General features: G+C 40.4%; 23 protein-coding genes. 21 read left to right on the plus strand and 2 right to left on the minus strand.

Annotated elements, in window-relative coordinates:
• The first annotated feature begins 6 nt into the window (after positions 1 to 6).
• The 5 genes from ACQRCC_RS10565 (at position 7) to ACQRCC_RS10585 (ending at position 4,769) form a co-directional block, all read left to right on the plus strand.
• The gene (locus ACQRCC_RS10565) at positions 7 to 1,371 is read left to right on the plus strand and encodes an MATE family efflux transporter (RefSeq protein WP_427850815.1); all 1,365 of its coding nucleotides are present in this window, start codon (positions 7 to 9) and stop codon (positions 1,369 to 1,371) included.
• A gap of 173 nt (positions 1,372 to 1,544) precedes the next feature.
• Entirely contained in the window at positions 1,545 to 2,393 is an 849-nt protein-coding gene (locus ACQRCC_RS10570; protein WP_427850738.1) for a patatin-like phospholipase family protein, read from the plus strand.
• A 43-nt stretch (positions 2,394 to 2,436) separates the two neighbouring features.
• Positions 2,437 to 3,024, plus strand: coding sequence for an SOS response-associated peptidase (locus tag ACQRCC_RS10575; RefSeq protein ID WP_427850739.1), 588 nt, complete (start codon positions 2,437 to 2,439; stop codon positions 3,022 to 3,024).
• A gap of 148 nt (positions 3,025 to 3,172) precedes the next feature.
• Positions 3,173 to 4,441 (plus strand): DNA polymerase Y family protein, encoded by a 1,269-nt coding sequence (locus ACQRCC_RS10580; protein ID WP_427850816.1) that lies wholly within the window; start codon positions 3,173 to 3,175, stop codon positions 4,439 to 4,441.
• Positions 4,442 to 4,454: 13 nt separating this feature from the next.
• Positions 4,455 to 4,769: a hypothetical protein gene (locus ACQRCC_RS10585; protein WP_427850740.1), complete on the plus strand. Its 315-nt coding sequence runs from the start codon at positions 4,455 to 4,457 to the stop codon at positions 4,767 to 4,769.
• A gap of 11 nt (positions 4,770 to 4,780) precedes the next feature.
• Here ACQRCC_RS10585 and ACQRCC_RS10590 read toward each other — a convergent pair whose 3' ends face one another.
• A complete protein-coding gene (locus tag ACQRCC_RS10590; RefSeq protein WP_427850741.1) occupies positions 4,781 to 5,218 on the minus strand; it encodes a MerR family transcriptional regulator in 438 nt (145 codons plus the stop codon).
• A gap of 116 nt (positions 5,219 to 5,334) precedes the next feature.
• Between ACQRCC_RS10590 and ACQRCC_RS10595 the strand changes: the two genes are divergently transcribed.
• The 5 genes from ACQRCC_RS10595 (at position 5,335) to ACQRCC_RS10615 (ending at position 8,646) form a co-directional block, all read left to right on the plus strand.
• The gene (locus ACQRCC_RS10595) at positions 5,335 to 6,504 is read left to right on the plus strand and encodes an iron-containing alcohol dehydrogenase (protein WP_427850742.1); all 1,170 of its coding nucleotides are present in this window, start codon (positions 5,335 to 5,337) and stop codon (positions 6,502 to 6,504) included.
• A gap of 22 nt (positions 6,505 to 6,526) precedes the next feature.
• Positions 6,527 to 7,018, plus strand: coding sequence for a flavodoxin (locus ACQRCC_RS10600; protein ID WP_427850743.1), 492 nt, complete (start codon positions 6,527 to 6,529; stop codon positions 7,016 to 7,018).
• Positions 7,015 to 7,782 carry a carboxymuconolactone decarboxylase family protein gene (locus ACQRCC_RS10605; RefSeq protein ID WP_427850744.1) on the plus strand — a complete coding sequence of 256 codons (768 nt, stop codon included), beginning with the start codon at positions 7,015 to 7,017 and terminating at the stop codon, positions 7,780 to 7,782. Before ACQRCC_RS10600 ends, ACQRCC_RS10605 begins: the two co-directional genes overlap by 4 nt.
• Before the next feature lie 214 nt (positions 7,783 to 7,996).
• Complete coding sequence (locus ACQRCC_RS10610; protein ID WP_427850745.1) at positions 7,997 to 8,179, plus strand: hypothetical protein; 183 nt, start codon at positions 7,997 to 7,999, stop codon at positions 8,177 to 8,179.
• A gap of 8 nt (positions 8,180 to 8,187) precedes the next feature.
• The gene (locus ACQRCC_RS10615; protein ID WP_427850746.1) at positions 8,188 to 8,646 is read left to right on the plus strand and encodes a hypothetical protein; all 459 of its coding nucleotides are present in this window, start codon (positions 8,188 to 8,190) and stop codon (positions 8,644 to 8,646) included.
• Here ACQRCC_RS10615 and ACQRCC_RS10620 read toward each other — a convergent pair.
• Entirely contained in the window at positions 8,627 to 9,889 is a 1,263-nt protein-coding gene (locus ACQRCC_RS10620) for a LysR substrate-binding domain-containing protein (protein ID WP_427850747.1), read from the minus strand. The two genes, ACQRCC_RS10615 and ACQRCC_RS10620, sit on opposite strands and share 20 nt — an antisense overlap.
• 263 nt (positions 9,890 to 10,152) lie before the next feature.
• Here ACQRCC_RS10620 and gap point away from each other — a divergent pair, with 263 nt between their 5' ends.
• From gap to ACQRCC_RS10675, 11 genes are all read left to right on the plus strand, one after another.
• A complete protein-coding gene (gene gap / locus ACQRCC_RS10625) occupies positions 10,153 to 11,217 on the plus strand; it encodes a type I glyceraldehyde-3-phosphate dehydrogenase (protein ID WP_427850748.1) in 1,065 nt (354 codons plus the stop codon).
• Between the two features lie 178 nt (positions 11,218 to 11,395).
• Complete coding sequence (locus ACQRCC_RS10630; protein ID WP_427850749.1) at positions 11,396 to 11,830, plus strand: MarR family winged helix-turn-helix transcriptional regulator; 435 nt, start codon at positions 11,396 to 11,398, stop codon at positions 11,828 to 11,830.
• Positions 11,814 to 13,157 carry an MATE family efflux transporter gene (locus tag ACQRCC_RS10635; RefSeq protein WP_427850750.1) on the plus strand — a complete coding sequence of 448 codons (1,344 nt, stop codon included), beginning with the start codon at positions 11,814 to 11,816 and terminating at the stop codon, positions 13,155 to 13,157. Before ACQRCC_RS10630 ends, ACQRCC_RS10635 begins: the two co-directional genes overlap by 17 nt.
• 169 nt (positions 13,158 to 13,326) lie before the next feature.
• Positions 13,327 to 14,613 (plus strand): IS110 family transposase, encoded by a 1,287-nt coding sequence (locus ACQRCC_RS10640; protein ID WP_427850751.1) that lies wholly within the window; start codon positions 13,327 to 13,329, stop codon positions 14,611 to 14,613.
• A gap of 540 nt (positions 14,614 to 15,153) precedes the next feature.
• Complete coding sequence (locus tag ACQRCC_RS10645) at positions 15,154 to 15,693, plus strand: prolyl-tRNA synthetase associated domain-containing protein (protein ID WP_427850752.1); 540 nt, start codon at positions 15,154 to 15,156, stop codon at positions 15,691 to 15,693.
• Positions 15,694 to 15,899: 206 nt separating this feature from the next.
• A complete protein-coding gene (locus ACQRCC_RS10650) occupies positions 15,900 to 16,112 on the plus strand; it encodes a hypothetical protein (protein WP_427850753.1) in 213 nt (70 codons plus the stop codon).
• Position 16,113: 1 nt separating this feature from the next.
• The gene (locus tag ACQRCC_RS10655) at positions 16,114 to 16,659 is read left to right on the plus strand and encodes a hypothetical protein (protein WP_427850754.1); all 546 of its coding nucleotides are present in this window, start codon (positions 16,114 to 16,116) and stop codon (positions 16,657 to 16,659) included.
• 228 nt (positions 16,660 to 16,887) lie between these two features.
• The gene (locus ACQRCC_RS10660) at positions 16,888 to 17,448 is read left to right on the plus strand and encodes a hypothetical protein (protein ID WP_427850755.1); all 561 of its coding nucleotides are present in this window, start codon (positions 16,888 to 16,890) and stop codon (positions 17,446 to 17,448) included.
• Positions 17,449 to 17,460: 12 nt separating this feature from the next.
• A complete protein-coding gene (locus ACQRCC_RS10665) occupies positions 17,461 to 17,982 on the plus strand; it encodes a hypothetical protein (RefSeq protein ID WP_427850756.1) in 522 nt (173 codons plus the stop codon).
• 13 nt (positions 17,983 to 17,995) lie between these two features.
• Positions 17,996 to 19,726 carry a V-type ATP synthase subunit A gene (locus tag ACQRCC_RS10670; protein WP_427850757.1) on the plus strand — a complete coding sequence of 577 codons (1,731 nt, stop codon included), beginning with the start codon at positions 17,996 to 17,998 and terminating at the stop codon, positions 19,724 to 19,726.
• An 11-nt stretch (positions 19,727 to 19,737) separates the two neighbouring features.
• Positions 19,738 to 21,033, plus strand: a complete 1,296-nt coding sequence (locus tag ACQRCC_RS10675; protein WP_427850758.1) for a V-type ATP synthase subunit B — start codon at positions 19,738 to 19,740, stop codon at positions 21,031 to 21,033.
• Positions 21,034 to 21,037: the final 4 nt, after the last annotated feature.

Below are 21,037 nucleotides of genomic sequence, written 5' to 3' on the forward strand. Positions count from 1 at the left end.
TGTGGTATGTCTGGTATTTCTTCTTCAACACGCATGACAGACGGTCCCATCTGGAAAAGGATCGTGCTTTTTGCAATTCCACTTTTCTGGGGGCATCTGTTTCAGCAATTTTATAACACAGCCGACACATTAATCGTCGGCAATTTTCTTGGCAGCAACGCACTGGCCGCCGTTAGTTCTTCCGGAAGTCTGATTTTACTTCTTGTCGGACTTTTCAATGGTGTCTCCATTGGAGCAAGTGTTATAATCGGCAAATACTTTGGGGCCGGCAATATGAAGGCACTGAGACGGGCGATCCACACGACGATCGGCTTCGGTCTTTGCTGCGGAGTTGCTGTTACTCTGATTGGGCTTATCGCCGCACCACAGATTCTGCGACTCATGGGGACACCGGAAGAGGTGCTTGTAAATTCTCTGGTATACTTCAGGATTTATTTTCTTGGCTCTCTCGGCTTTGTTATGTACAACTTTTTCATGGGGATTCTTCAGGCTTTGGGCGACAGTAAACATCCGCTGATCTATCTGATCATCTCCTCAGTCACGAATATTATTCTGGATCTGATCCTGATTGCAGGGTTCAGATTTGGTGTCGGAGCAGCGGCCTTCGCAACTACGATTTCTCAGTTCTTGAGTGCATTTCTATGTCTGCGTCAGCTCATGCATAATCCGGAAGAAATTCGCGTTTCATTAAAAGAAATTAGATTGGATCGCAAGATGGTGCCTCAGATAATATCAAACGGACTTCCTACTGGAATTCAGAATTCAATTATTTCAGTGGCAAATGTGTTTGTGCAGTCAAACATTAATAAATTCGGAGCCCTTGCCGTGGCAGGCTGCGGTTCCTACACAAAAATAGAAGGTTTCGGTTTCCTTCCAATAACCTGTTTTTCACTGGCCATGACGACGTTTATCAGCCAGAATCTGGGAGCAAAGAAATACGAACGTGCCAAAAAGGGAGCGTTTTTCGGAATTGTATGTTCCATTACTCTTGCAGAATTGATTGGATTCCTTGTTTATACGATTGCGCCCACTCTTCTTGCATTATTTGGTGGCAGCGAAGAGGCGGTCACATTCGGCGTAACACAGGCAAGAACAGTTTCACTGTTCTATTGTTTACTTGCTTATTCTCATTGTATGGCCGGAATCCTGCGAGGCGCAGGACGTTCTACAGTCCCGATGGTTGTGATGATGATTTGCTGGTGTCTGATCCGCATCAGTTATATTACGGTTGCGATCCACTTTATTCCTGTAATAAATGTGGTATTTTGGGCATATCCGATTACCTGGACCTTAAGCTCTATCGTATTTACGGTATACTATTTAAAATCAGACTGGATACACGGATTGGAGAAACAGAAATTCTCCGCATAGAAAAGAGTGCCAGTAAGTTAGAAACAAAGAACTAAGCATATTGTTATATAAACAGGGGCTTGCCCATATTAGCTTACAGAGCGTTAAGGACTCTTGTGGTGCAAAGTCGGAAGAAATGGCTATGCTGTTTGTTCCGGCACGAAATCAGTTTTTGAAAGAAGGAAGTGAGTAAGTTGAAAAACGGCTTGATATTAGAAGGCGGAGCTATGCGAGGAATGTTTACCGCCGGCGTCATAGATGTGATGATGGAAAGCGGAATAGACTTTGATGGAGTGATAGGCGTTTCTGCCGGTGCCGCTTTCGGCTGTAACTATAAATCAAAACAAATTGGAAGAGTCATTCGATATAATATGAAGTATTGCAATGACAAGAGATATTCAGGAATCGGAAGTCTGATTAAAACCGGAAATATCTACAATACGGATTTCGCTTACGGTGAAGTTCCTCTGAAATACGATGTGTTCGATTTTGATACCTATCAAAGCAATCCGATGGATTTTTATGTTGTGTGTACGGACATTGAAACAGGAGAAGCCGTATATCACAACTATGGCGGAAAAGATGACCACTGTTTGGATTGGATTCGAGCTTCTGCTTCCATGCCGATAGTATCTCAAATTGTGGACATAGACGGTCAAAAGCTTCTTGATGGCGGAATTGCCGACTCTATACCGGTGAAATACTTTGAAAAAATTGGGTATGATAGAAATATTGTCGTTCTTACTCAGCCTGAACACTATCAGAAAAAGAAGAATAGTCTTATGCCCCTTATACGGCTAAAATACGGGAAGTATCCAAAACTCGTAGAAGCAATGGAGAACCGCCATCTGTTCTATAATCAAACGCTTGCATACATTGCAGAACAGGAAAAACAGGGAAAGCTATTCGTAATTCGTCCAAAAGAAAAATTACAGATAGGAAAAGTCGAAAAGAACCCGAATAAGCTGAAGGAAATCTACGACATTGGAAGAGAAACGGTCGCTTCGCAGATTTCAGCAATCAAAGAATTTATCAATACATAAGCTTAAAGGGAATATGTAACAATTGAAAAAAGGAAGAAAAATTATGTGTGGTAGATATTATGTGGATGATGATACAGCAAGGGAAATAGAAAAAGTGGTTCGTGAGGTGGATGAGAAACTGAGAAGAGAGCGCAGGGGTGATATTTATCCCTCTCAGTCTGCAACCGTGATCACCGGAAGGAAACCACATCTTTTGGCAGAAGAAATGTCATGGGGCTTTCCGCAATATCAGAAAAAAGGACTTCTGATCAATGCAAGAGCGGAAACTGCTCTGGAAAGAAAGACTTTCCGGGACAGTGTATTGCACAGGCGCTGTATTATTCCGGCAAAGCAGTTCTATGAATGGGATTCGGATAAGAATAAAGTTACTTTCCTGAGAGAAGATCAGCCGGTCTTATTCATGGCAGGATTTTACAATCGCTTTCAGGAGGAAGACCGTTTCATTATATTAACCACTCAGGCAAATGAATCGGTAAGTCCGGTGCATCATCGGATGCCATTGATACTGGATAGGTCTGAATTGGAAGATTGGGTATATGAAGACACGTTTTTGGAGTATGCCCTGCATAAGACTCCGCCGCAGCTTGTGCACAGGCAGGAATATGAACAGCAGAGTCTATTTTTGACGTAAAAGGAGCCGTCTGAGTTATCAGGCGGCTCGGTGTTATTTTAGGGCATTTTTCAGTATTTAAGTTATTTAAGTATGATGAGCAGATTCTATATTTTCACTCTTGTAAAAAGAACACCAGTTCGATATAATAATCTAAAAGGAGGCGAACATAAGTTTGGGTAAAGTGATTTTTCATATTGATGTGAACTCAGCCTTCCTTTCCTGGGAGGCTGTTTACCGCCTCTATCATTTGGGTGGAAAAGTGGATCTGCGGGATGAAGTAGCTGCTGTTGGTGGAGATATGGCCATGAGGCATGGAATTATCCTGGCGAAATCAATCCCGGCAAAGAAATATAATATCAAAACCGGCGAGAGTATTATGGAAGCACTTCAAAAGTGTCCGCAGCTTAAATTGGTTCCGCCCAATTATAGTTTGTATGAAAGATGTTCCGCTGCTTTTATGAGAATTCTCCGGCAGTACTCTCCGGATGTTGAAAAGTACAGTGTGGATGAGGCATTTGTTGATATGACCGGTACCGAAAGTTTGTGGGGAGAACCGGTCACAGCGGCAAACCGGATTCGGAATCAAATCAGGGAAGAATTAGGGTTTACGGTGAATGTAGGGGTATCGGAAAATAAACTGCTGGCAAAAATGGCAAGTGATTTTCAAAAGCCTGACAGGGTCCATACCTTATGGAAACATGAGATTGAAATGAAAATGTGGCCGCTTCCGGTAACGAATCTTTTTTTCGTTGGGCGGGCTACTGCAAAAAAATTGTTTCATATGGGAATTCATACAATTGGTGAGCTGGCAAAGTCAGATCCGATCATGTTGAGAAGCCATTTGAAGAAGCATGGGGAGGTAATCTGGGCATTTGCGAACGGGATGGATGTTTCTGTAGTTCAGTCAGAAGCTCCGGCAAATAAAGGGTATGGAAACAGCACTACCATTGCCTTTGATGTTACGGATGCATCTACAGCAAAGCTGGTTCTCCTTGCTTTGGCAGAGACCGTTGGAACCAGATTGCGTGCGGCAGGCGTCCGTGCGGAGGTAATCGCCGTCGGAATCAAAACATTTGATCTTCAGTATGCAAGCCATCAGATGACCTTGAATAATGCAACCAATATAACGATAGAAATTCATCGTTGTGCATGTCAGCTTTTTGATTCTCTTTGGAATGGAAAAGCAATCAGGCATCTGGGGATTCATACCAGCAGGATCAAGGATCATATGGATATGCGTCAGCTTGATATGTTTGATACAACGGATTATGAAAAGCTGGAGCAGATGGATGCGACTGTAGATAAGATTAGAATGCGTTATGGCAGAGATTCCTTAAAACGGGCAGTCTTTGTAGGAAGCAGGATCGATCACATGTCAGGTGGTATTAGTCGGGAAAAACGTACAGTAGATTATAAGAAAGTAAAGGTAGAATAGGAGGTGTCCTTTGATGGGATTTGCAATCGGTATGGAAGAGGAAAAACTTCAGGAGCAAGCAATTCGGGGAGTGCCACATAAGGTTGCGGCAGACTGCTGGTTTACCAGTACCGGAAAAATGATCCCCAGAATGATAAAATATGAGGATACTGAGGGAGCCAGGCATTTATTGAAAGATATTGAAGTGCTAAAATCCGATAAGAAGCATTATGCCGGCATTTTGATGCATCGATATGACTGTAGGGCAGTTGTGAATAATCGGATGCAGAACTTTATTCTGTGTTATCATCCGGAGAATAATACGTGGGATATGATATTACCGGAATAGACTGGAATGCTTTAACTATGTGCCTTATCGTATAATTGTTGGATTTCAGCAGGAAGTTTGTCTGGTATCATCTCGGTGATTTTGTCTTCGTTTCCATCAGCGATTGCTTTTTCGTAATACCAGCATTTGAACTTTAGCATGGCGAGTGTTTTTTCAAGAGCATTTATTTCTTCTTCAACGGCTGCTTTGCGGATTTCAAAAAGCTCTTTTCTGTTCGCATAGGTTGAACTTCCTTCCGATACCCATTTAAAAAACTGTTTTATATCTTTAATTTCCAGCCCCGATTTTTTCAGACATTCGATAATCCGGATTTCTTCAAGTTCTGTATCGCCGAATTGTCTGATATTGCCCTTACGCTCCAGATTAGGAAAAAGTCCTTCCTTGTCATAGTATCTTAATGTTGAAATGGGAAGATGAAACATCTCTGCTACTTGTCCTATTGTGTACATAGATATATCCTTTCAAAATATGAAAAAAAGAGTATTGACCTAAAGTCAGGTTCAGGTGCTAGTATATAATCAGAATAACAAAGAAATGTCTTTGTGTAAAGTGAAAGGAGAATATCATGTTAGGAAATTTTACGTATTGTAATCCAACAAAGTTATATTTTGGAGAGGATTCTCTTTCAAATTTAGGTACTGAGCTTAAGAAATATGGACAGAATGTAGTGCTTATATATGGAGGAGGTTCTATCAAAAAAAACGGAATCTATGACGAAGTAATGGCTATCCTCAGGGAAGAAGAAAAGAATGTCGCAGAGATTGCAGGTGTCATGCCAAATCCAACCCTTGAAAAATTGTATGAAGGTGTAGAGATAGTAAGAAACCATAAAGCAGATTTGCTGCTTGCAGTTGGTGGTGGTTCTGTATGTGATTATGCCAAGGCAGTTTCTGTATCTGTTAATTGTGAGGAAGACCCCTGGGAAAAGTATTATCTAAAATTTGAGGAACCTTCATGTGAGATTATTCCGGTAGGCTGTGTGCTGACAATGGTTGGTACCGGTTCTGAGATGAATGCAGGAGCAGTCATTACCAATCATGATGCAAAGCTGAAGATTGGGCATGTGTTTGCTGATGAGAAGATTATGCCTAAGTTTACCATTTTGAATCCGAAATATACACTGACGCTTCCTCATTATCAGATGATTTCAGGAATTTACGATATCTTTAACCATATATGTGAGCAGTATTTTTCAGGGGAAGATGATAATACAAGTGATTATATCAGTGAAGGATTGATGAAATCTGTCATACATTCAAGCCGTATCGCTAATAAGAATCCACAGGATTATGAGGCAAGAAGCAATATCATGTGGTCTGCAACCTGGGCGCTCAACACACTGGTTGCCAAGGCAAAGTCAACAGACTGGATGGTACATATGCTTGGTCAGGCTGTGGGAGCATGTACGGATGCAACACATGGTATGACACTTTCAGCAGTTTCATTGCCATATTATAAGCATATTATGCCATATGGACTTGCGAAGTTTGTGCGGTTTGCAAAGAATGTATGGGATGTTGATGCTACTGGAAAGACAGATGAACAGGTTGCATCTGAAGGCCTTCAAGCAATGGAAAATTGGATGAAGGAACTGGGACTTGTAATGAATATTACTGAACTTGGAGCAACAGAGGACATGATTCCGGATCTTGTGAAAGGTACGATTGTCCTTCCGGGTGGTTATAAGGTGCTTGATGTAGATGAGATTGAACAGATTTTCAGAGAAAGTTTCTAAAAATAGACAGGGAGGATTACTTATGGGAAAAAGATTAGTTGCATATTTCAGTGCCAGTGGAACAACCAAGAAAGTAGCAGAGATGATTGCATCAGCTGCTGATGCAGATATGTATGAAATCGTGCCGAAACAACCATATTCAAAGGCGGATTTAAACTGGATGGATAAAAAATCCAGAAGCAGTGTGGAGATGAGTAACAAAAAATTCAGACCGGAAATATCTGATACAGATGTTCCGGTTGATAAGTACGATGAGATTGTCTTAGGTTTTCCAATCTGGTGGTATGTAGCACCTACAATTATTAATACATTTTTGGAAAAATATGATTTTACGGGCAAAAAGATTGTATTATTTGCAACCTCCGGTGGAAGTGGATTTGGAAATACAGTAAGTGAGCTAAAGATATCTGCGCCTGATGCAGAGATAATAGAAGGTAAAGTATTTCATAAAGCTGAAAAGCAGGAAATTGCAGAGTGGGTAAGAAGTATTTCGTTAGGAAGGTGGATGAGATGAAAAAGATCGTACAGACAGCAGGGAGAAATGCACTTAATGAATTTTCGCCGGAATTTGCACATTTTAATGATGATGTTCTTTTCGGCGAGAATTGGAATAATCAGGATATTGATATTAAGACCAGAAGCATCATAACCGTAGTAGCGTTGATGTCCTCCGGGATAACAGATTCATCTTTGATATATCATTTACAGAACGCAAAGGCACATGGTGTGACTCAAAAGGAAATTGCAGCAATTATCACTCATGTGGCATTCTATGCAGGCTGGCCAAAAGGCTGGGCAGTTTTTAATCTGGCAAAGGAAGTCTGGCAGCCAAAGGAAGGAGACTTGCCATATGAAGATGGAGCCATGAGAGCACATGCGAAATCAATGGTCTTTCCGATCGGACAGCCAAATGATGCGTTTGCAGAATACTTTGTAGGACAAAGTTACCTGGCTCCAATATCCACGGATCAGGTTGGAATTTTCAATGTGACATTTGAGCCGGGATGCAGAAATAACTGGCATATCCACCATGCAAAGAGCGGTGGCGGACAGATTTTGGTATGCGTAGCTGGACGTGGATTTTATCAGGAGGAAGGCAAAGAAGCTGTAGAAATGAAACCGGGTGACTGTATTAACATTCCGGCAGAAGTAAAACACTGGCATGGAGCGGCTCCGGATGAGTGGTTTTCCCATCTGGCAATTGAGGTGCCCGGAGTAGACAGCTCTAATGAGTGGTGCGAGGCAGTATCTGAAGAAGAGTACACTGGGTTAAGATAAGGAGAAAGCTGATTATATTTAAATATTGCGTAACTATTCAACACCCCTGTTTAGGGTACGTTGATTTTTGGTCAAAACAGAGAAAATAAAATTTCTGTTTCGCCATTATCCAAATAACAGAGTATTTGTGGGTTTTATCCGGGTATTATCAGCAATTTATCCCATTTCCCGTTAAAATAGAAGTATCAAATTTTAACGGGAGAAGGTGGTCTGATTGACAAAAGATGAAATGAACAAGCAGTTATTACAGCAGGTTAATTCATTAACATCAACTGTAGATTCCTTGAATGCTACAATCAATGCGCAAACACAGCTAATCGCTCAGCTCAATCAGACGATACAGGAACTGAAGGAACACTGGATGAAGAAGCAGTCTGTTATTTTGCGAATGTGGTAATCGATGATATGCTGGTCATTTATTATAATGGCCTTCGGAATGAAGCGGAAAGAAAGATATATGAACATATGCGTAAATCACCATACCGCAATTACGTAAATCGCAGGCTTCCGGAACAGGAAAATGTTATATATTTTATGCTGATCCAGGAACAGAAAAAGGCAGAGAGAATATATAATAGACTTCTGAAACTTCCCAATGTAGAAGATTACAAGATACTTATGTATGACTCCACGGATTATCCTGGATATGCATATATAAAAATATATCACAAAGATGCTACAAGAGATCACATGCTTCAGAATCTGATGGCACTTCTGAATATGGAGAAAAAGATAACATTTGGAAGTATCAAGGGGAAATGTGATGTGTATGTAGAGGATTCTGATAAGAATCTCATGGTGAAAAAGCTGAAACGGTGTTTTGAATCTTTAGACTGTACATTTATTAATATTGTACAGAAATAGGAAGGGTTTCTTTCATGACTTCTATAAACTCTTTTGAACTTCGGGACATGGAGGTTTCCTGAGGCAATGCAATAGCGATAGTCCATTTTCCTTCAAGGCTGTCTGATAAAGGATAGCTGATCAGGTCGGTCTGTTCGGAATACAGATGGATATAAGATTCCGGAAGAAATGTAATTCCTGTTTCTGCCAGTACAAGGCGTTTGATTGTTTCCATATTTTTAGCAGAACAGCATGCAATCGGGTTAAAAGCTACACCTGTTAGAATATGGACATTTTCAAAAATTCTCTGAATTACATTTCGCGGAGGCTGTCGCTTTGCAATCAGCACAAAAGGTATATGTGACAGTTTTAGCAGATCCTGAGCTTCCAGTGGCCTATTCTCTGGTAATAAAAGACGTTCTCGCCATTTTTTGGGTATTACCAGAAAAAACGATTCATCATAACATATCTGATAACGAATGTAATCATCATTATAATTATTAATTCTTGACTCTTTTCCAGACATTGCTGTGTCGGTATTTTCGTGTAAAATGCAAAAATCTACCTGTTTCTCTTTTAACATATTTTTCAGTTTCTGAGAGTTAGCTTCAAGTATCCGTAGTTTGATTCCGGGGAAACGCTTTAAAAATGCCGGCACAATGAGCGGAATCAGATGGCTTCCCAGATTAATCGGGATACCTATCTTTACGGTACCAAGTCTGAGATTTTGAAATTCTTCCAGATCTTGATGAATATTCTGAAAAATAGAATGCATTTTTTCGATATAAAGAAAAAATGTCTCGCCCTGCATAGTGAGATGCAGTCCACTCCTGACAGTTTCAAAGATTGGGAAGGAACAGTAAGTGTTTAAAGTATTGAGCATCTGACTGAGAGATGGCTGGCTGACAAAAAGTACTTTGGCAGCGTTGGAAAGGTTTTTCTTTTTGCGAATCATCAAAAGATGCTCAATTTCCTGTTCTGACCAGTTATGATAGGCAGGTTGCGAGGATGCAGGAAAAAGAAAATGATTCATTTCTTCAATTACTTTTGTAAATGTATGGGCATACTCCAATATCATTTTTCCTTCCGGGGAAGGAGCCAGTTGTTTTTTTGAGTATTGAAACAGACAGCATTCCAGTTCCTTTTCCAGGCTTTTCAAACTTCTTCCGATGGTAGAAGGATTCTTTTTCAGAATATTCGCAGCATCTTTCATAGTAGTACATTTTTCCAGTGTTATTAGCATTTCTAATTGATTGCGTTTCATATAATCTCTCCCTGATGGAATGTCAGATGTAGTTTGTTGTAAAATTAATGTTTTTTTAAGTGTAACATGTATTGAAAAAAGGAGCAAATAAAAGTGCAATTATCCTGATATTTTTATAACAATTGCGTTTTACTTATATCTGTTGTTGCGTTTTACATATTAGACATCGGGAACTATGTCATTCTATAATGTCGATGAAGATATTTGAAGGCAGGTATGAGAAAAATAATCTCATACTCATTATTAAAAAAGGAGTGTATGAAATGGTAGTAAAGGTTGGTATTAACGGTTTTGGACGTATCGCACGAGTGATTATGAGAATTTTGGAGGAAAGAGATACAGATATTGAAGTATGTGGAATTAATCTTCGAAATGCAGATGTAAAGCGTATGGCTTATCAGATGGAATATGATTCGGTCTTTGGACGCTTTAAAGGAAAGGTGAGAGCGGAAAAGGATTGTCTGGTTATTAACGGAAAACACATTAAGGTCTTTTCTGAATCGGATCCGGCACAGATAGATTGGGCTTCTTGCGGAGCGGAATACATCATTGAGTCAACAGGTGTATTCAGAACACTTGAGGATTGTCGTAAACATTTAAATGGTGGTGCGAAAAAAGTGATTTTGACTGCCCCTGGGAAGGATGAAAATTTTCCTACTTTCGTTATGGGGGTTAATAATAAAACCTATGATCCAAGTATGACAGTTATATCTAATGCTTCCTGTACGACGAATTGTCTTGCCCCGCTGACAAAAGTAATTAACGATGCTTTTGGGATTGAGCGGGCATTGATGTCAACGATTCATTCTTCGACTTCAAAACAAAAGCCGGTGGATTCAAACGGTGGACGGGATTGGAGAACCGGACGTTCTGTATTTAATAATATTATTCCTTCCACGACAGGTGCAGCAAAGGCAGTGGGCCTTGTCTTGCCGGAGATGCAGGGCAGAATGACGGGAGTGAGTTTCCGGGTGCCTTCCAATGATGTGTCTGTTATCGATGTAACAATGCAGTTGAGCAAACCTGCAACCTATGCACAGATTTGTGAGGTTGTAGAGGATGCCAGTCTTACATCTATGAAGGGTATTATTGAATATAATGATGATGAGATTGTATCCGGTGATATAAGAGCTAATTTCAATACCTGTGTGTTTGATGTGAAGGCAGGTCTTATGCTGGATGAGACCTTTGTTAAATTGATAGCGTGGTATGATAATGAATGGGGTTATTCCAATCAGTGCATCAGTCTGGTTCAGTATATTGCACGTCAGGATGAGAAAGCAATTCATGGCACGGTATGTTCGGAACCGGATGTAACGATTGATTAAGTATGGCTATCCTGGTGTTCCCACCATAATTCACATCATTGACCACTCCTGCCGGGGATTCCACATGTGCCAGTTCCCCAAGTTAGGAATTCCATTGGCGTTAATACATTAAGGTGTAATTTCAATCTTGAAAGTAGTCCGAAATCGTACTATAATACCACTGCGAGGTGACAAGATTGTGGACATTAGACATAGATTAAACAAAAGTTATAATGAATTGAATGGATTATACCATGATATTAGTATGAAGCTTGGTTTATCAGACAGTGAATCAATGGTTATGTATATGCTTTATGACACGAAGGAACCGTTGACTCAAAGCGATATTGTAAAGGCTACCGGATTAAGCAAACAGACTCTTAATTCTGCTATCAGAAAGCTTGAAAAAGGGGAAATCATCCTTCTGGAAAAACTAAATGAAAAATCGAAAAAAATAGTGATGACGGATAAAGGACGAATAATTATTGCTCAAAAGATAAAACCGTTAGTTGATATGGAAGACCGTGTTTTGGATTCCTGGACGGAAGAAGACAGATTGAAATATCTTGAGCTGATTGAAAAGTTTAAAGAACAATTTGAAAAGGAAGTAAAAGCGTATGATAAGGGACAATAGCATCCAGCTATCAGACCATTTCACGTATAAAAAGCTGTTTCGATTTGTTATTGCACCAATATGTACCATGCTCTTTACATCCATCTACGGTATTGTAGACGGCTTTTTTGTATCGAATTATGTAGGAAAGACAGCATTTGCATCACTAAATCTGGTTATGCCTTATATTATGATGATTGCATCAGTGGGATTTATGTTTGGTTCGGGTGGAAATGCGTTAGTATCATTGCACCTGGGGCTTGATGAAAAACAGAAAGCGAAGAAATATTTTTCTCTTATCGTTTATACACTGATTGGAATAGGTGCGGTTCTTGCTGCTGTTAGTATTTTTCTTGCACCTGGTATCTCGAAACTTCTTGGCGCAAGTGAAGAAATGCTTCCCTATTGTGTATTGTATTTAAGAATAAATATGATTGGTGTAGTGTTTTTTATGCTGCAAAACCTGTTCCAAAATTTTTTGATTACTGCTGAAAAACCGAGAATTGGATTTGCCATTACGTTGATAGCGGGATGTACGAACATGCTGCTTGACTGGATTTTGGTAGGGATATGTGATCTGGGTATAGCTGGAGCAGCGTGGGCAACCGTCACCAGTCAGATCGTGGGTGGTGCTGTTCCGTTTATCTATTTTGCGTTTTCAAAATCCAGTATTCTGAAACTGACAGGTACAAGATTTGAAGCGAAAGTAATTGCTAAAACCTGTGGTAATGGTGTGAGCGAATTCTTGTCAAATGTATCGGCATCTATTGTTGGATTTTTATATAACCTGCAATTAATGCATTATGTGGGGGAAAATGGTGTATCTGCTTACGGTGTTATTATGTATGTATCTTTTGTATTTGTGGCGATATATATTGGATATTCTATGGGAGTCGCACCGATTATTGGGTTCAATTATGGGGCAGGGAACAAAACGGAACTTCAAAATATTTTTAGAAAAAGTGTTGTGATTCTTACAATTACAAATATTATAATGTTTGTTATGGCGGAAGTCCTGACAGTACCCATGGCAAAGATATTTGTTGGATATAATCAGGCGTTGAATGAACTGACTGTTCGTGGAATGAGGATTTATTCGATTGCTTTTTTGATGATGGGATTTAATGTATTTGCATCTGCTTTTTTTACGGCATTAAGTAATGGAAAGATTTCAGCGATTATATCTGTTACCCGTACATTGATTTTACAGTTGGTTATGATATATGTAATGCCAATATTATTAGATGTGGATGGACTTTGGGCAGTGGTAATAGCAGTTGAAGGAATGAGTCTGATAGTGACAGGTTATTATATTGTAAAAAATCGAAAGAATTATGGATATTTTTGATTATTGAATATAGAAAGATATCAATTGAAGTTTCATTATGGAGCTTCCTGTATAATTCAAGTATAGGGAATTCCGAGAAAGAAGGTTGAGAAAAAAATACCTCAGTGTAAAATAAGATTACTGACTTAGGCGGTTAGTAAAAATCTTATTGAACAGAGAGGTATCTGAAATGAATTATAACACACAGAACGCAAAAATTGCATCCATTACTGAAAAAACTTTAATTGTTGGTATTGATGTCGGAAGCGAAACTCATTACGCCAGGGCTTTTGACTGGAGGAATTATGAGTATAGCAAAAAGCCGCTGGAGTTCAGTAACACAGAAGCCGGATTCCTGACATTGAAAGCATGGATGGAAGATATCGCAGAAAGACATGGCAAAACTGCTGTGGTTCCCGGAATGGAGCCGACCGGACATTACTGGTTTGCGTTAGGGAAATTCCTGCAGGACAGCGGAATGAAGCCGGTACATGTGAATCCCCATCATGTTAAGAAATCGAAGGAACTGGATGACAACAATCCTAACAAGAATGACCGTAAAGATCCCAAAACAATTGCAGCACTGGTCAACGAGGGACGGTTTTCGTATCCATATATACCGACCGGTATTTACGCAGAGATCAGGAGCCTTTCTAACCTGCGTTTTCAGACGCAGGAAGAACTCACAAGGATCAAGAACCGGATTGCAAGATGGTTTTCCATCTACTTTCCGGAATATAAAGACGTATACAGAGATCTAAAAGCAGTCAGCGGCAGAATGGTGTTGAAGGTAGCCCCGTTGCCAGAGGATATCATGAAACTCGGGGCAGAAGGTGTGAACCAGATCTGGAGAGATGCGAAGCTGAGAGGCGCTGGAATGAAGAGGGCAAAGACCCTGGTATCAGCCGCAGAGCATAGCATTGGGAGTAAGGAAGCGCCGGAAGCAGCGAGGATGGAATTAAAAAATCTGCTGAGTGACATGGATGTATATGCGTCAAGGCTGGAGGAACTGCTCCGGAGTATAGAAGAAAAACTAAAGGAGATCCCATATATTGATAAGCTGATGGCGATCAAAGGGGTCGGTCTGGTTACAGTCAGTGGTTTTATTGCAGAGGTTGGGGACATTGGACGTTTTGATAATCCCAAACAGCTGCAGAAACTGGCGGGATATGCGATCGTGGCGAACGATTCCGGCAAGCATAACGGAGAAAGCCGGATCAGTTACCGCGGACGGAAGCGCCTGAGATATGTGCTGTATGAGGCAGCGATATCGCTGATTGGAAAGAATGCGGAGTTCCGAGAAATACATGAGTATTATCGGAGGCGAAAGGAAAATCCGCTGAAAAAAATGCAGTCAGTGGTTGCGGTAGCTTGCAAGGTTATAAGGGTATTCTACGCGATCCTTACAAAAGGTATAGATTATGATGCGGAAAAACTGATGGGAGACATCAGGAGGCCGCAGATGCAGGTAGCATAACAACCAGAGACAAAAATAATACCCTTGTCACAGTTGAATTGAGCCTTTAGAAAACAGATCTGAGAGCTGAATTCAGCTGTGACAGGAAAGTTGAAAGGTATGAGAAACGAGCCGGGAAAACGTCCACTGAAAGGTGCTGGTTTGTGGATTGTACAGAACAGGTCAGTAAGACTTAAGATAAAGAATGAGCCAGTAGTCGGCAGGAATATTTTCCATAGGGCATGACCCTGACAAGGAGCTAAGCTGACACCCTGGTTATGGACAGGTGGGACGAAGGAAGTTAGGACCCTGCAGAAATGCGGGTGATCCTGGTAGACACGGGAGGTACGCTGCCGTAGATGGATGGGTATACACAAGGCCATGTAGAACGGAAAACCAAGACGTTTTATTTCGTGTACCCAGAACCAGCTATTTTCGTACCAGATACAGAGAAATGTCCATTCCTATGGCTCCTTCTTCTGAGATATTTATTGATGATATATTGAAAAAATCCTTGATTTTCAAGGAAAAAAGACTTGACTAAATAGGGAGGAAAAGAGAATGGTTTATATTAGTGAAGTCAGAAATACAGCACCGGAAGAATTAGATAATCCAACAGCAAAAAAAGTTTATGCAACTTTGGATAAGCTTAAAATTCCCTATGAGTGTGTGACTAACGATGTTGTTGAGACTATGGAAGAATGTATTGAGGTAGACAAAGCATTAGGTGTGGAGATTCGAAAAAGTATCTTTTTGTGCAATAAAAAGAAAACAAGCTTTTTCCTGGTCGTTATGCCTGCAAATAAAGCCGTAAATACAACCGAGCTTGGCAATAAGATTGGAGTATCGCATCTTTCTTTTGCACCGGCAGAATATATGGAAGAGCATCTTGGGGCACTTCCGGGTTCGGCATCCGTAATGGGGCTCATTAATGATGAAGATGATTATGTACAGTTAATTATCGATAAAGAAGTAGCAGATGAAGAGTGGTTTGGATGCAATCCGGGAATTAATACTTCACATCTGAAAATGAAGACAGCAGACCTACTCAACAAATTTCTGCCTAAAATCAGACATAAGGCAAAAGTAATTGCATTATAGAAGATAAAAATTGGTACATTCAGCACGATATACTATGCCTAATGTCACTAATTGAATGAATATCTACTGTGTGGATAATATATTATATAAAATAATTACAAAACAGCAGGGTGACATATTTACAAATGTTTGAAGTTGTGTATAATGGAATTAGAGATAGAGATGTTTGTTTACTTGGTTGTTAGTACATGACAGGGGTATTTTATATGAAAAATGAAGAAATTAAGAAAGGGGGAGTTGAGATGAATGCATGTGCAATGAAGCCCAAGTTGCCATATGTAACTAAGAATACACTTACAAGAACTCCAGCTTCAGAAGAGAATAAAAAAATTACGGAATTTATTAATTCTCATAACTTTTCCTTTGATATTGATTCCACAGGAAAATTGACAAGTATTGTAACAAATAAAGGGAAGTAAGATGACAATTGAGAAATACACAAAAGAATATGCAAAATTAAAAGATCATTTTAAGTGTGGGAATATTGTTATTGATAATTTTTTGAAGAATGGTAATGCCCTGGACGCAAATCAGGGCATTACTTATGTTATGCTGTCGGATAAAAAAGATTTTATTATTGGATATTATAATATTGAGACAGGTAGAGTGGATCAAATAGAAGAAGTGGGTGATAATATTTTATATAAGCCTATGGGTGGAACTGTTAATATTAATTATCTTGCCATACATAGTGATTATCAGGGAATCAAGGTTGCAGAAGTAGAAGGAAGGAAAATCTATTTAGGAGATATTCTTTTAAATGATTGTGAAAAAAGGATTTTAGATTTAAGAAAACATGTTGGAATTGCTTTTGTCACGTTATGTTCAACAGATGAAGGTTACCATTTATATAAAATGAGAAATAGTTATGAAGATTTTGAAGAAGATATGAGTAACTTTGTACAGGAAAGCGATACGAGTTCTCATAAATTATATAAATGTGTCGATGATATTATAGAATCATAATGCGGGTATATCAGACGAAACAGCCTGATATGCCTGTTTTTTTACGCTTTTTTGTGTCGCCTTCTCCCTGAATTGGTCGATAGTTTACAATTTTATCCAGTCTAGATAAAAAGAATTTGTAACTTTGTCACAAAAGTGCTTGCAAAAAACATTAGGTTTGTTGTATTATAGTCTGAATAGAATGTTTTGGATGAAACATAAAATTAGTAATGAAGGGAAGTGAACTTAATGGAATTACAGATTCAAGACTTAGTTTCGTCAATCCGAAAAGAAGGAATTGATGTGGCTAATGCAGAAGCAGAAACAATTATTTCAGAAGCTAAGAAGAAAGCAGAAAAAATTGTAGCAGATGCCAAGGCTGAAGCGAAGAGTATTAAAGAAACTTCAGAGAAAGAGATCGGTATTCTTAAAGAGAGCGCGGCAATCAGTGCAGAGCAGGCCAAAAGAGACGCTATGCTTGCATTTAAAACTGAGGTGAAAGCTGAATTTGAGAAGATCCTTTCTGCAAAGATTAAGGATAATCTTTCAGATGCTGCACTTGGAAAATTGATCCATGCTGTTGTGGCTGGGGAAGATGTACAGAATTATGCGGTTGAAGTTTCAGAAGTAAATGCTTCACTCAAATCAGAGTTAGCAGAAGAGATTAAGAATGGTCTTGAGATCAAACCTACAAAAGGCGTTCAGGCAGGATTCCGCCTGGCTGCGAAAGATGGTTCGGGTTACTTTGACTGTTCAGATGAAGAAATCATGAAGATGCTGATGCCATATTTCAGAAATCTTGATTTCTAGCAGGAGGTGTCTATGGCTTCATATTATTACTTGATATCGAGCCTGCCGGATCTGAAAACAGACGGGGAGATGCCGCTGACTTATGATGAGTTTCTTGGCATGTGCCAGTCAAATGTAAGCGAATCAAAATATAAGTTCTTAAAGAATCTTACTCTTTCATCAGAAGAGGGACCGCTTGTAAAAGAATGGGCGGCTTTTTATAAGAATCTTATGAGGGAACTTAATTATCAGAGAAGTATGAATCTGGGAAAACCTTATCTGACATCCTACGACAAGGATTCCGTTATTGCGCAGGTGGCAGGAGCTGCACTGGCTGCGAAGAATCCACTGGAAGCAGAGAAAATTTTGCTGGATTATGAATTTGAAAATCTTGATTCATTGGTAGGCTTGCATACTTTTGATGATGTTTATTTATTTGGGTATGCTATTAAACTAAAATTGCTTGAGCGCCAGAGCTGTTTCGTTCAGAAAAAAGGACAGATGGAATTCAAACGTCTTTTTGATCAGGTACAGCAGCGCGTATATAGCTTATAACGGGAGAGAATTGATGGAAACAGTAACAGGATATGTAACTGGTATTAATGGAAACCTGGCAAATGTCAGCTTCGATGGTTCAGTTCATAAAAATGAAGTTGGTTATATTCTTGTTGATGGAAAACGTCTCAAAGGAGAGGTTATCCGAATCAACAATGGTGTTGCCAGCATGCAGATCTACGAGATGTCCAATGGTATTAAAGTTGGAGACGCTGTAGAGTTTACTGGCGAATTGATGAGTGTAGAACTTGGCCCAGGTCTGTTAACCCAGGTGTTTGACGGTCTTCAGAATCCATTACCGGATCTTGCAGAGCAGTGTGGCTTCTTCCTTGAGAGAGGTGTATATCTTGATCCTATTCCGGACAGAGAATGGGAATTTACACCATCTGTGAAGGTGGGAGATTCTGTTGAAGCGGGAGATCCTATCGGTAGTGTTCCTGAAGGATTATTTACACATGAAATTATGGTTCCATTCACACTGAAAGGTCGTGACTGGACAGTTAAATCAATCAAAGAAAAAGGCTCTTATCATGTAAGAGCGACAATTTGCGTAATCGCAAACAGCAAAGGCGAAGAGAAGGAACTTAGCATGGTTATCACACAGCCAATCAAACAGGCAGTGAAATGCTATGAGGAGAGACTTCGTCCGGACGAACCTCTTGTAACAAAGATTCGTTGTATTGATGCTTTCCTTCCTGTAGCAAAGGGTGGAACGTTCTGCGTTCCGGGACCTTTCGGTGCAGGTAAAACAGTTCTTCAGCATATGGAGGCTAAGAACGGTGAAGCAGATATCGTTATCGTAGCAGCATGTGGAGAGCGTGCAGGTGAGGTAGTAGAAATCTTAAAAGAGTTCCCGGAACTGGAGGACCCGAAGACAGGTCGTTCCCTTATGGAAAGAACAATCATTATCTGTAACACATCCTCTATGCCTGTAGCAGCCAGAGAGGCTTCCTGCTACACTGCTGTTACACTTGCTGAGTATTACAGACAGATGGGACTGGATGTTCTTCTTCTTGCGGATTCTACAAGCCGTTGGGCACAGGCGATGCGTGAGATGTCAGGACGTCTGGAAGAGATTCCTGGTGAGGAGGCATTCCCTGCTTATCTTGAGTCTACGATTGCTTCTTTCTATGAGAGAGCCGGTAAAGTACGACTTAAGAATGGCAAGGTTGCATCTGTAACGATTGGTGGTACAGTATCACCTGCTGGTGGTAACTTTGAGGAACCTGTAACACAGGCAACCCTGAAGGTAGTTGGAGCATTCCACGGACTTTCCAGAGAGCGTTCTGATGCACGTAAATACCCTGCGATTCATCCGATGGATTCCTGGTCAAAATATTCAGGTGTTGTAGATATGGGACGTATCGAAGAGGCACGCTCCATTCTCAGAAGAGGAAATGAGATCAATCAGATGATGAAGGTAGTAGGTGAGGAAGGAACATCCGCAGAGGATTATATCATCTATCAGAAAGGTGAACTTCTTGACTCCGTATACCTTCAGCAGAACTCATTCGATCCGATCGATGCAGCTTGTCCTCCGGAGAGACAGAGAGAAGAGTTCGATAAGCTTTATGATGCATTGATGAAGTCCTATGACCTGGAAGACAAGAAAGAAATCCGTGGCTTCTTCAACCAGTTGAGACAGGAGTTCCTTGACTGGCACGGTACGCAGTTCCAGACACCTGAGTACTACGAACAGGGAAAGAAGATTTCAGAATTCTACATGTCGAAAGCAGTTGAGTAGGAGGTCCTAAAGTGCAGAAAGTATATACAAAAATAGAATCAATCGTCGGTAACGTAGTTACTGTAAGGGCCAAAGATGTCAGACTTGGCGACCTCGCTCTTGTGGGTGACAGTTACGCGACAGTTATAAAACTTGATAAAGATGTGGTATCTCTTCAGGTATTTGCAGGTGCACAGGGGGTAGGAACCAATGATCCGATCCGCTTCCTTGGAAGACCGATGATGGTTTCCTTCTCAGAGCATTTGCTTGGACGTGTGTTTGATGGAGCAGGAGTTCCAAGAGATAATGGCCCGGCACTTACTGAAAATATGATTCCGATAGGCGGACCTTCCTTTAACCCTGCAAAACGTATTTTGCCAAAGAACATGATCCGTACAGGTATTCCTATGATCGATGTGTTCAATACACTTGTAGAGAGCCAGAAGCTTCCGATTTTCTCTATTTCAGGTGAGCCATACAATGCTTTGCTTTCCCGTATCGCTCTTCAGGCAGAAGTAGACGTTATCGTGCTTGGAGGTATGGGTCTGAAATATGATGATTATCTTACGTTCCGTGACACCCTTGAAAAGGGTGGTGCGATGAGCCATACGGTTATGTTTATTCATACTGCAGCCGATCCAACCGTAGAGTGTACACTCGTACCGGATATGGCACTTGCTGTTGCTGAGCAGTTTGCCCTTGCGGGAAAGAAAGTACTTGTTCTTCTGACCGATATGACAAACTTTGCAGATGCACAGAAGGAAATGGCTATTACTATGGAACAGGTACCTTCTAACCGAGGTTACCCGGGAGATCTGTACAGCTGTCTTGCATCTCGTTATGAGAAGGCTGTTGATATCGAAGGCGCCGGATCAATCACGATCCTTGGTGTTACAACAATGCCGGGTGATGACGTAACACATCCGGTACCGGACAACACAGGTTATATTACAGAGGGTCAGTATTATTTAAAGAATGGACATATTGAGCCATTTGGATCACTTTCACGTTTGAAACAGAACGTAAACGGTAAGACAAGAAATGACCACCGTGCTCTCATGGACGGTATGATCCGTCTTTACTCTCAGTATAAGGAAGCACTTGAGAAGAAATCCATGGGATTCCTTATGAGTGAATGGGATGAGAAACTTTTGAAATACGGTGAGCTTTTCGAAACAAAATTAATGGACCTTGGTGTTAATATTCCACTTGAGGATGCACTTGACCTTGGCTGGGAAATTCTTGCAGAGTGCTTTGAGCCAAATGAAACCGGTTTGAAGACCAGTCTTCTGAAAGAAAGATGGCCGAAGAAGGATGCATTAAACTAAAAGG

Source organism: Sporofaciens sp. SGI.106, from assembly GCF_050314255.1.
Taxonomy (GTDB): domain Bacteria; phylum Bacillota; class Clostridia; order Lachnospirales; family Lachnospiraceae; genus Claveliimonas.

Excerpts from the sequence above, each read along its gene's own strand:
- ACQRCC_RS10595 (WP_427850742.1), top strand. The coding sequence starts at position 5,335 with ATGTTAGGAAATTTTACGTATTGTAATCCAACAAAGTTATATTTTGGA.
- ACQRCC_RS10650 (WP_427850753.1), top strand. The coding sequence starts at position 15,900 with ATGAAAAATGAAGAAATTAAGAAAGGGGGAGTTGAGATGAATGCATGT.
- ACQRCC_RS10605 (WP_427850744.1), top strand. The coding sequence starts at position 7,015 with ATGAAAAAGATCGTACAGACAGCAGGGAGAAATGCACTTAATGAATTT.
- ACQRCC_RS10590 (WP_427850741.1), bottom strand. The coding sequence starts at position 5,218 with ATGTACACAATAGGACAAGTAGCAGAGATGTTTCATCTTCCCATTTCA.
- ACQRCC_RS10660 (WP_427850755.1), top strand. The coding sequence starts at position 16,888 with ATGGAATTACAGATTCAAGACTTAGTTTCGTCAATCCGAAAAGAAGGA.
- ACQRCC_RS10600 (WP_427850743.1), top strand. The coding sequence starts at position 6,527 with ATGGGAAAAAGATTAGTTGCATATTTCAGTGCCAGTGGAACAACCAAG.
- ACQRCC_RS10620 (WP_427850747.1), bottom strand. The coding sequence starts at position 9,889 with ATGAAACGCAATCAATTAGAAATGCTAATAACACTGGAAAAATGTACT.
- ACQRCC_RS10615 (WP_427850746.1), top strand. The coding sequence starts at position 8,188 with ATGCTGGTCATTTATTATAATGGCCTTCGGAATGAAGCGGAAAGAAAG.
- ACQRCC_RS10585 (WP_427850740.1), top strand. The coding sequence starts at position 4,455 with ATGGGATTTGCAATCGGTATGGAAGAGGAAAAACTTCAGGAGCAAGCA.
- ACQRCC_RS10635 (WP_427850750.1), top strand. The coding sequence starts at position 11,814 with ATGATAAGGGACAATAGCATCCAGCTATCAGACCATTTCACGTATAAA.
- ACQRCC_RS10670 (WP_427850757.1), top strand. The coding sequence starts at position 17,996 with ATGGAAACAGTAACAGGATATGTAACTGGTATTAATGGAAACCTGGCA.
- ACQRCC_RS10645 (WP_427850752.1), top strand. The coding sequence starts at position 15,154 with ATGGTTTATATTAGTGAAGTCAGAAATACAGCACCGGAAGAATTAGAT.
- ACQRCC_RS10655 (WP_427850754.1), top strand. The coding sequence starts at position 16,114 with ATGACAATTGAGAAATACACAAAAGAATATGCAAAATTAAAAGATCAT.
- gap (WP_427850748.1), top strand. The coding sequence starts at position 10,153 with ATGGTAGTAAAGGTTGGTATTAACGGTTTTGGACGTATCGCACGAGTG.
- ACQRCC_RS10565 (WP_427850815.1), top strand. The coding sequence starts at position 7 with ATGTCTGGTATTTCTTCTTCAACACGCATGACAGACGGTCCCATCTGG.
- ACQRCC_RS10665 (WP_427850756.1), top strand. The coding sequence starts at position 17,461 with ATGGCTTCATATTATTACTTGATATCGAGCCTGCCGGATCTGAAAACA.
- ACQRCC_RS10575 (WP_427850739.1), top strand. The coding sequence starts at position 2,437 with ATGTGTGGTAGATATTATGTGGATGATGATACAGCAAGGGAAATAGAA.
- ACQRCC_RS10640 (WP_427850751.1), top strand. The coding sequence starts at position 13,327 with ATGAATTATAACACACAGAACGCAAAAATTGCATCCATTACTGAAAAA.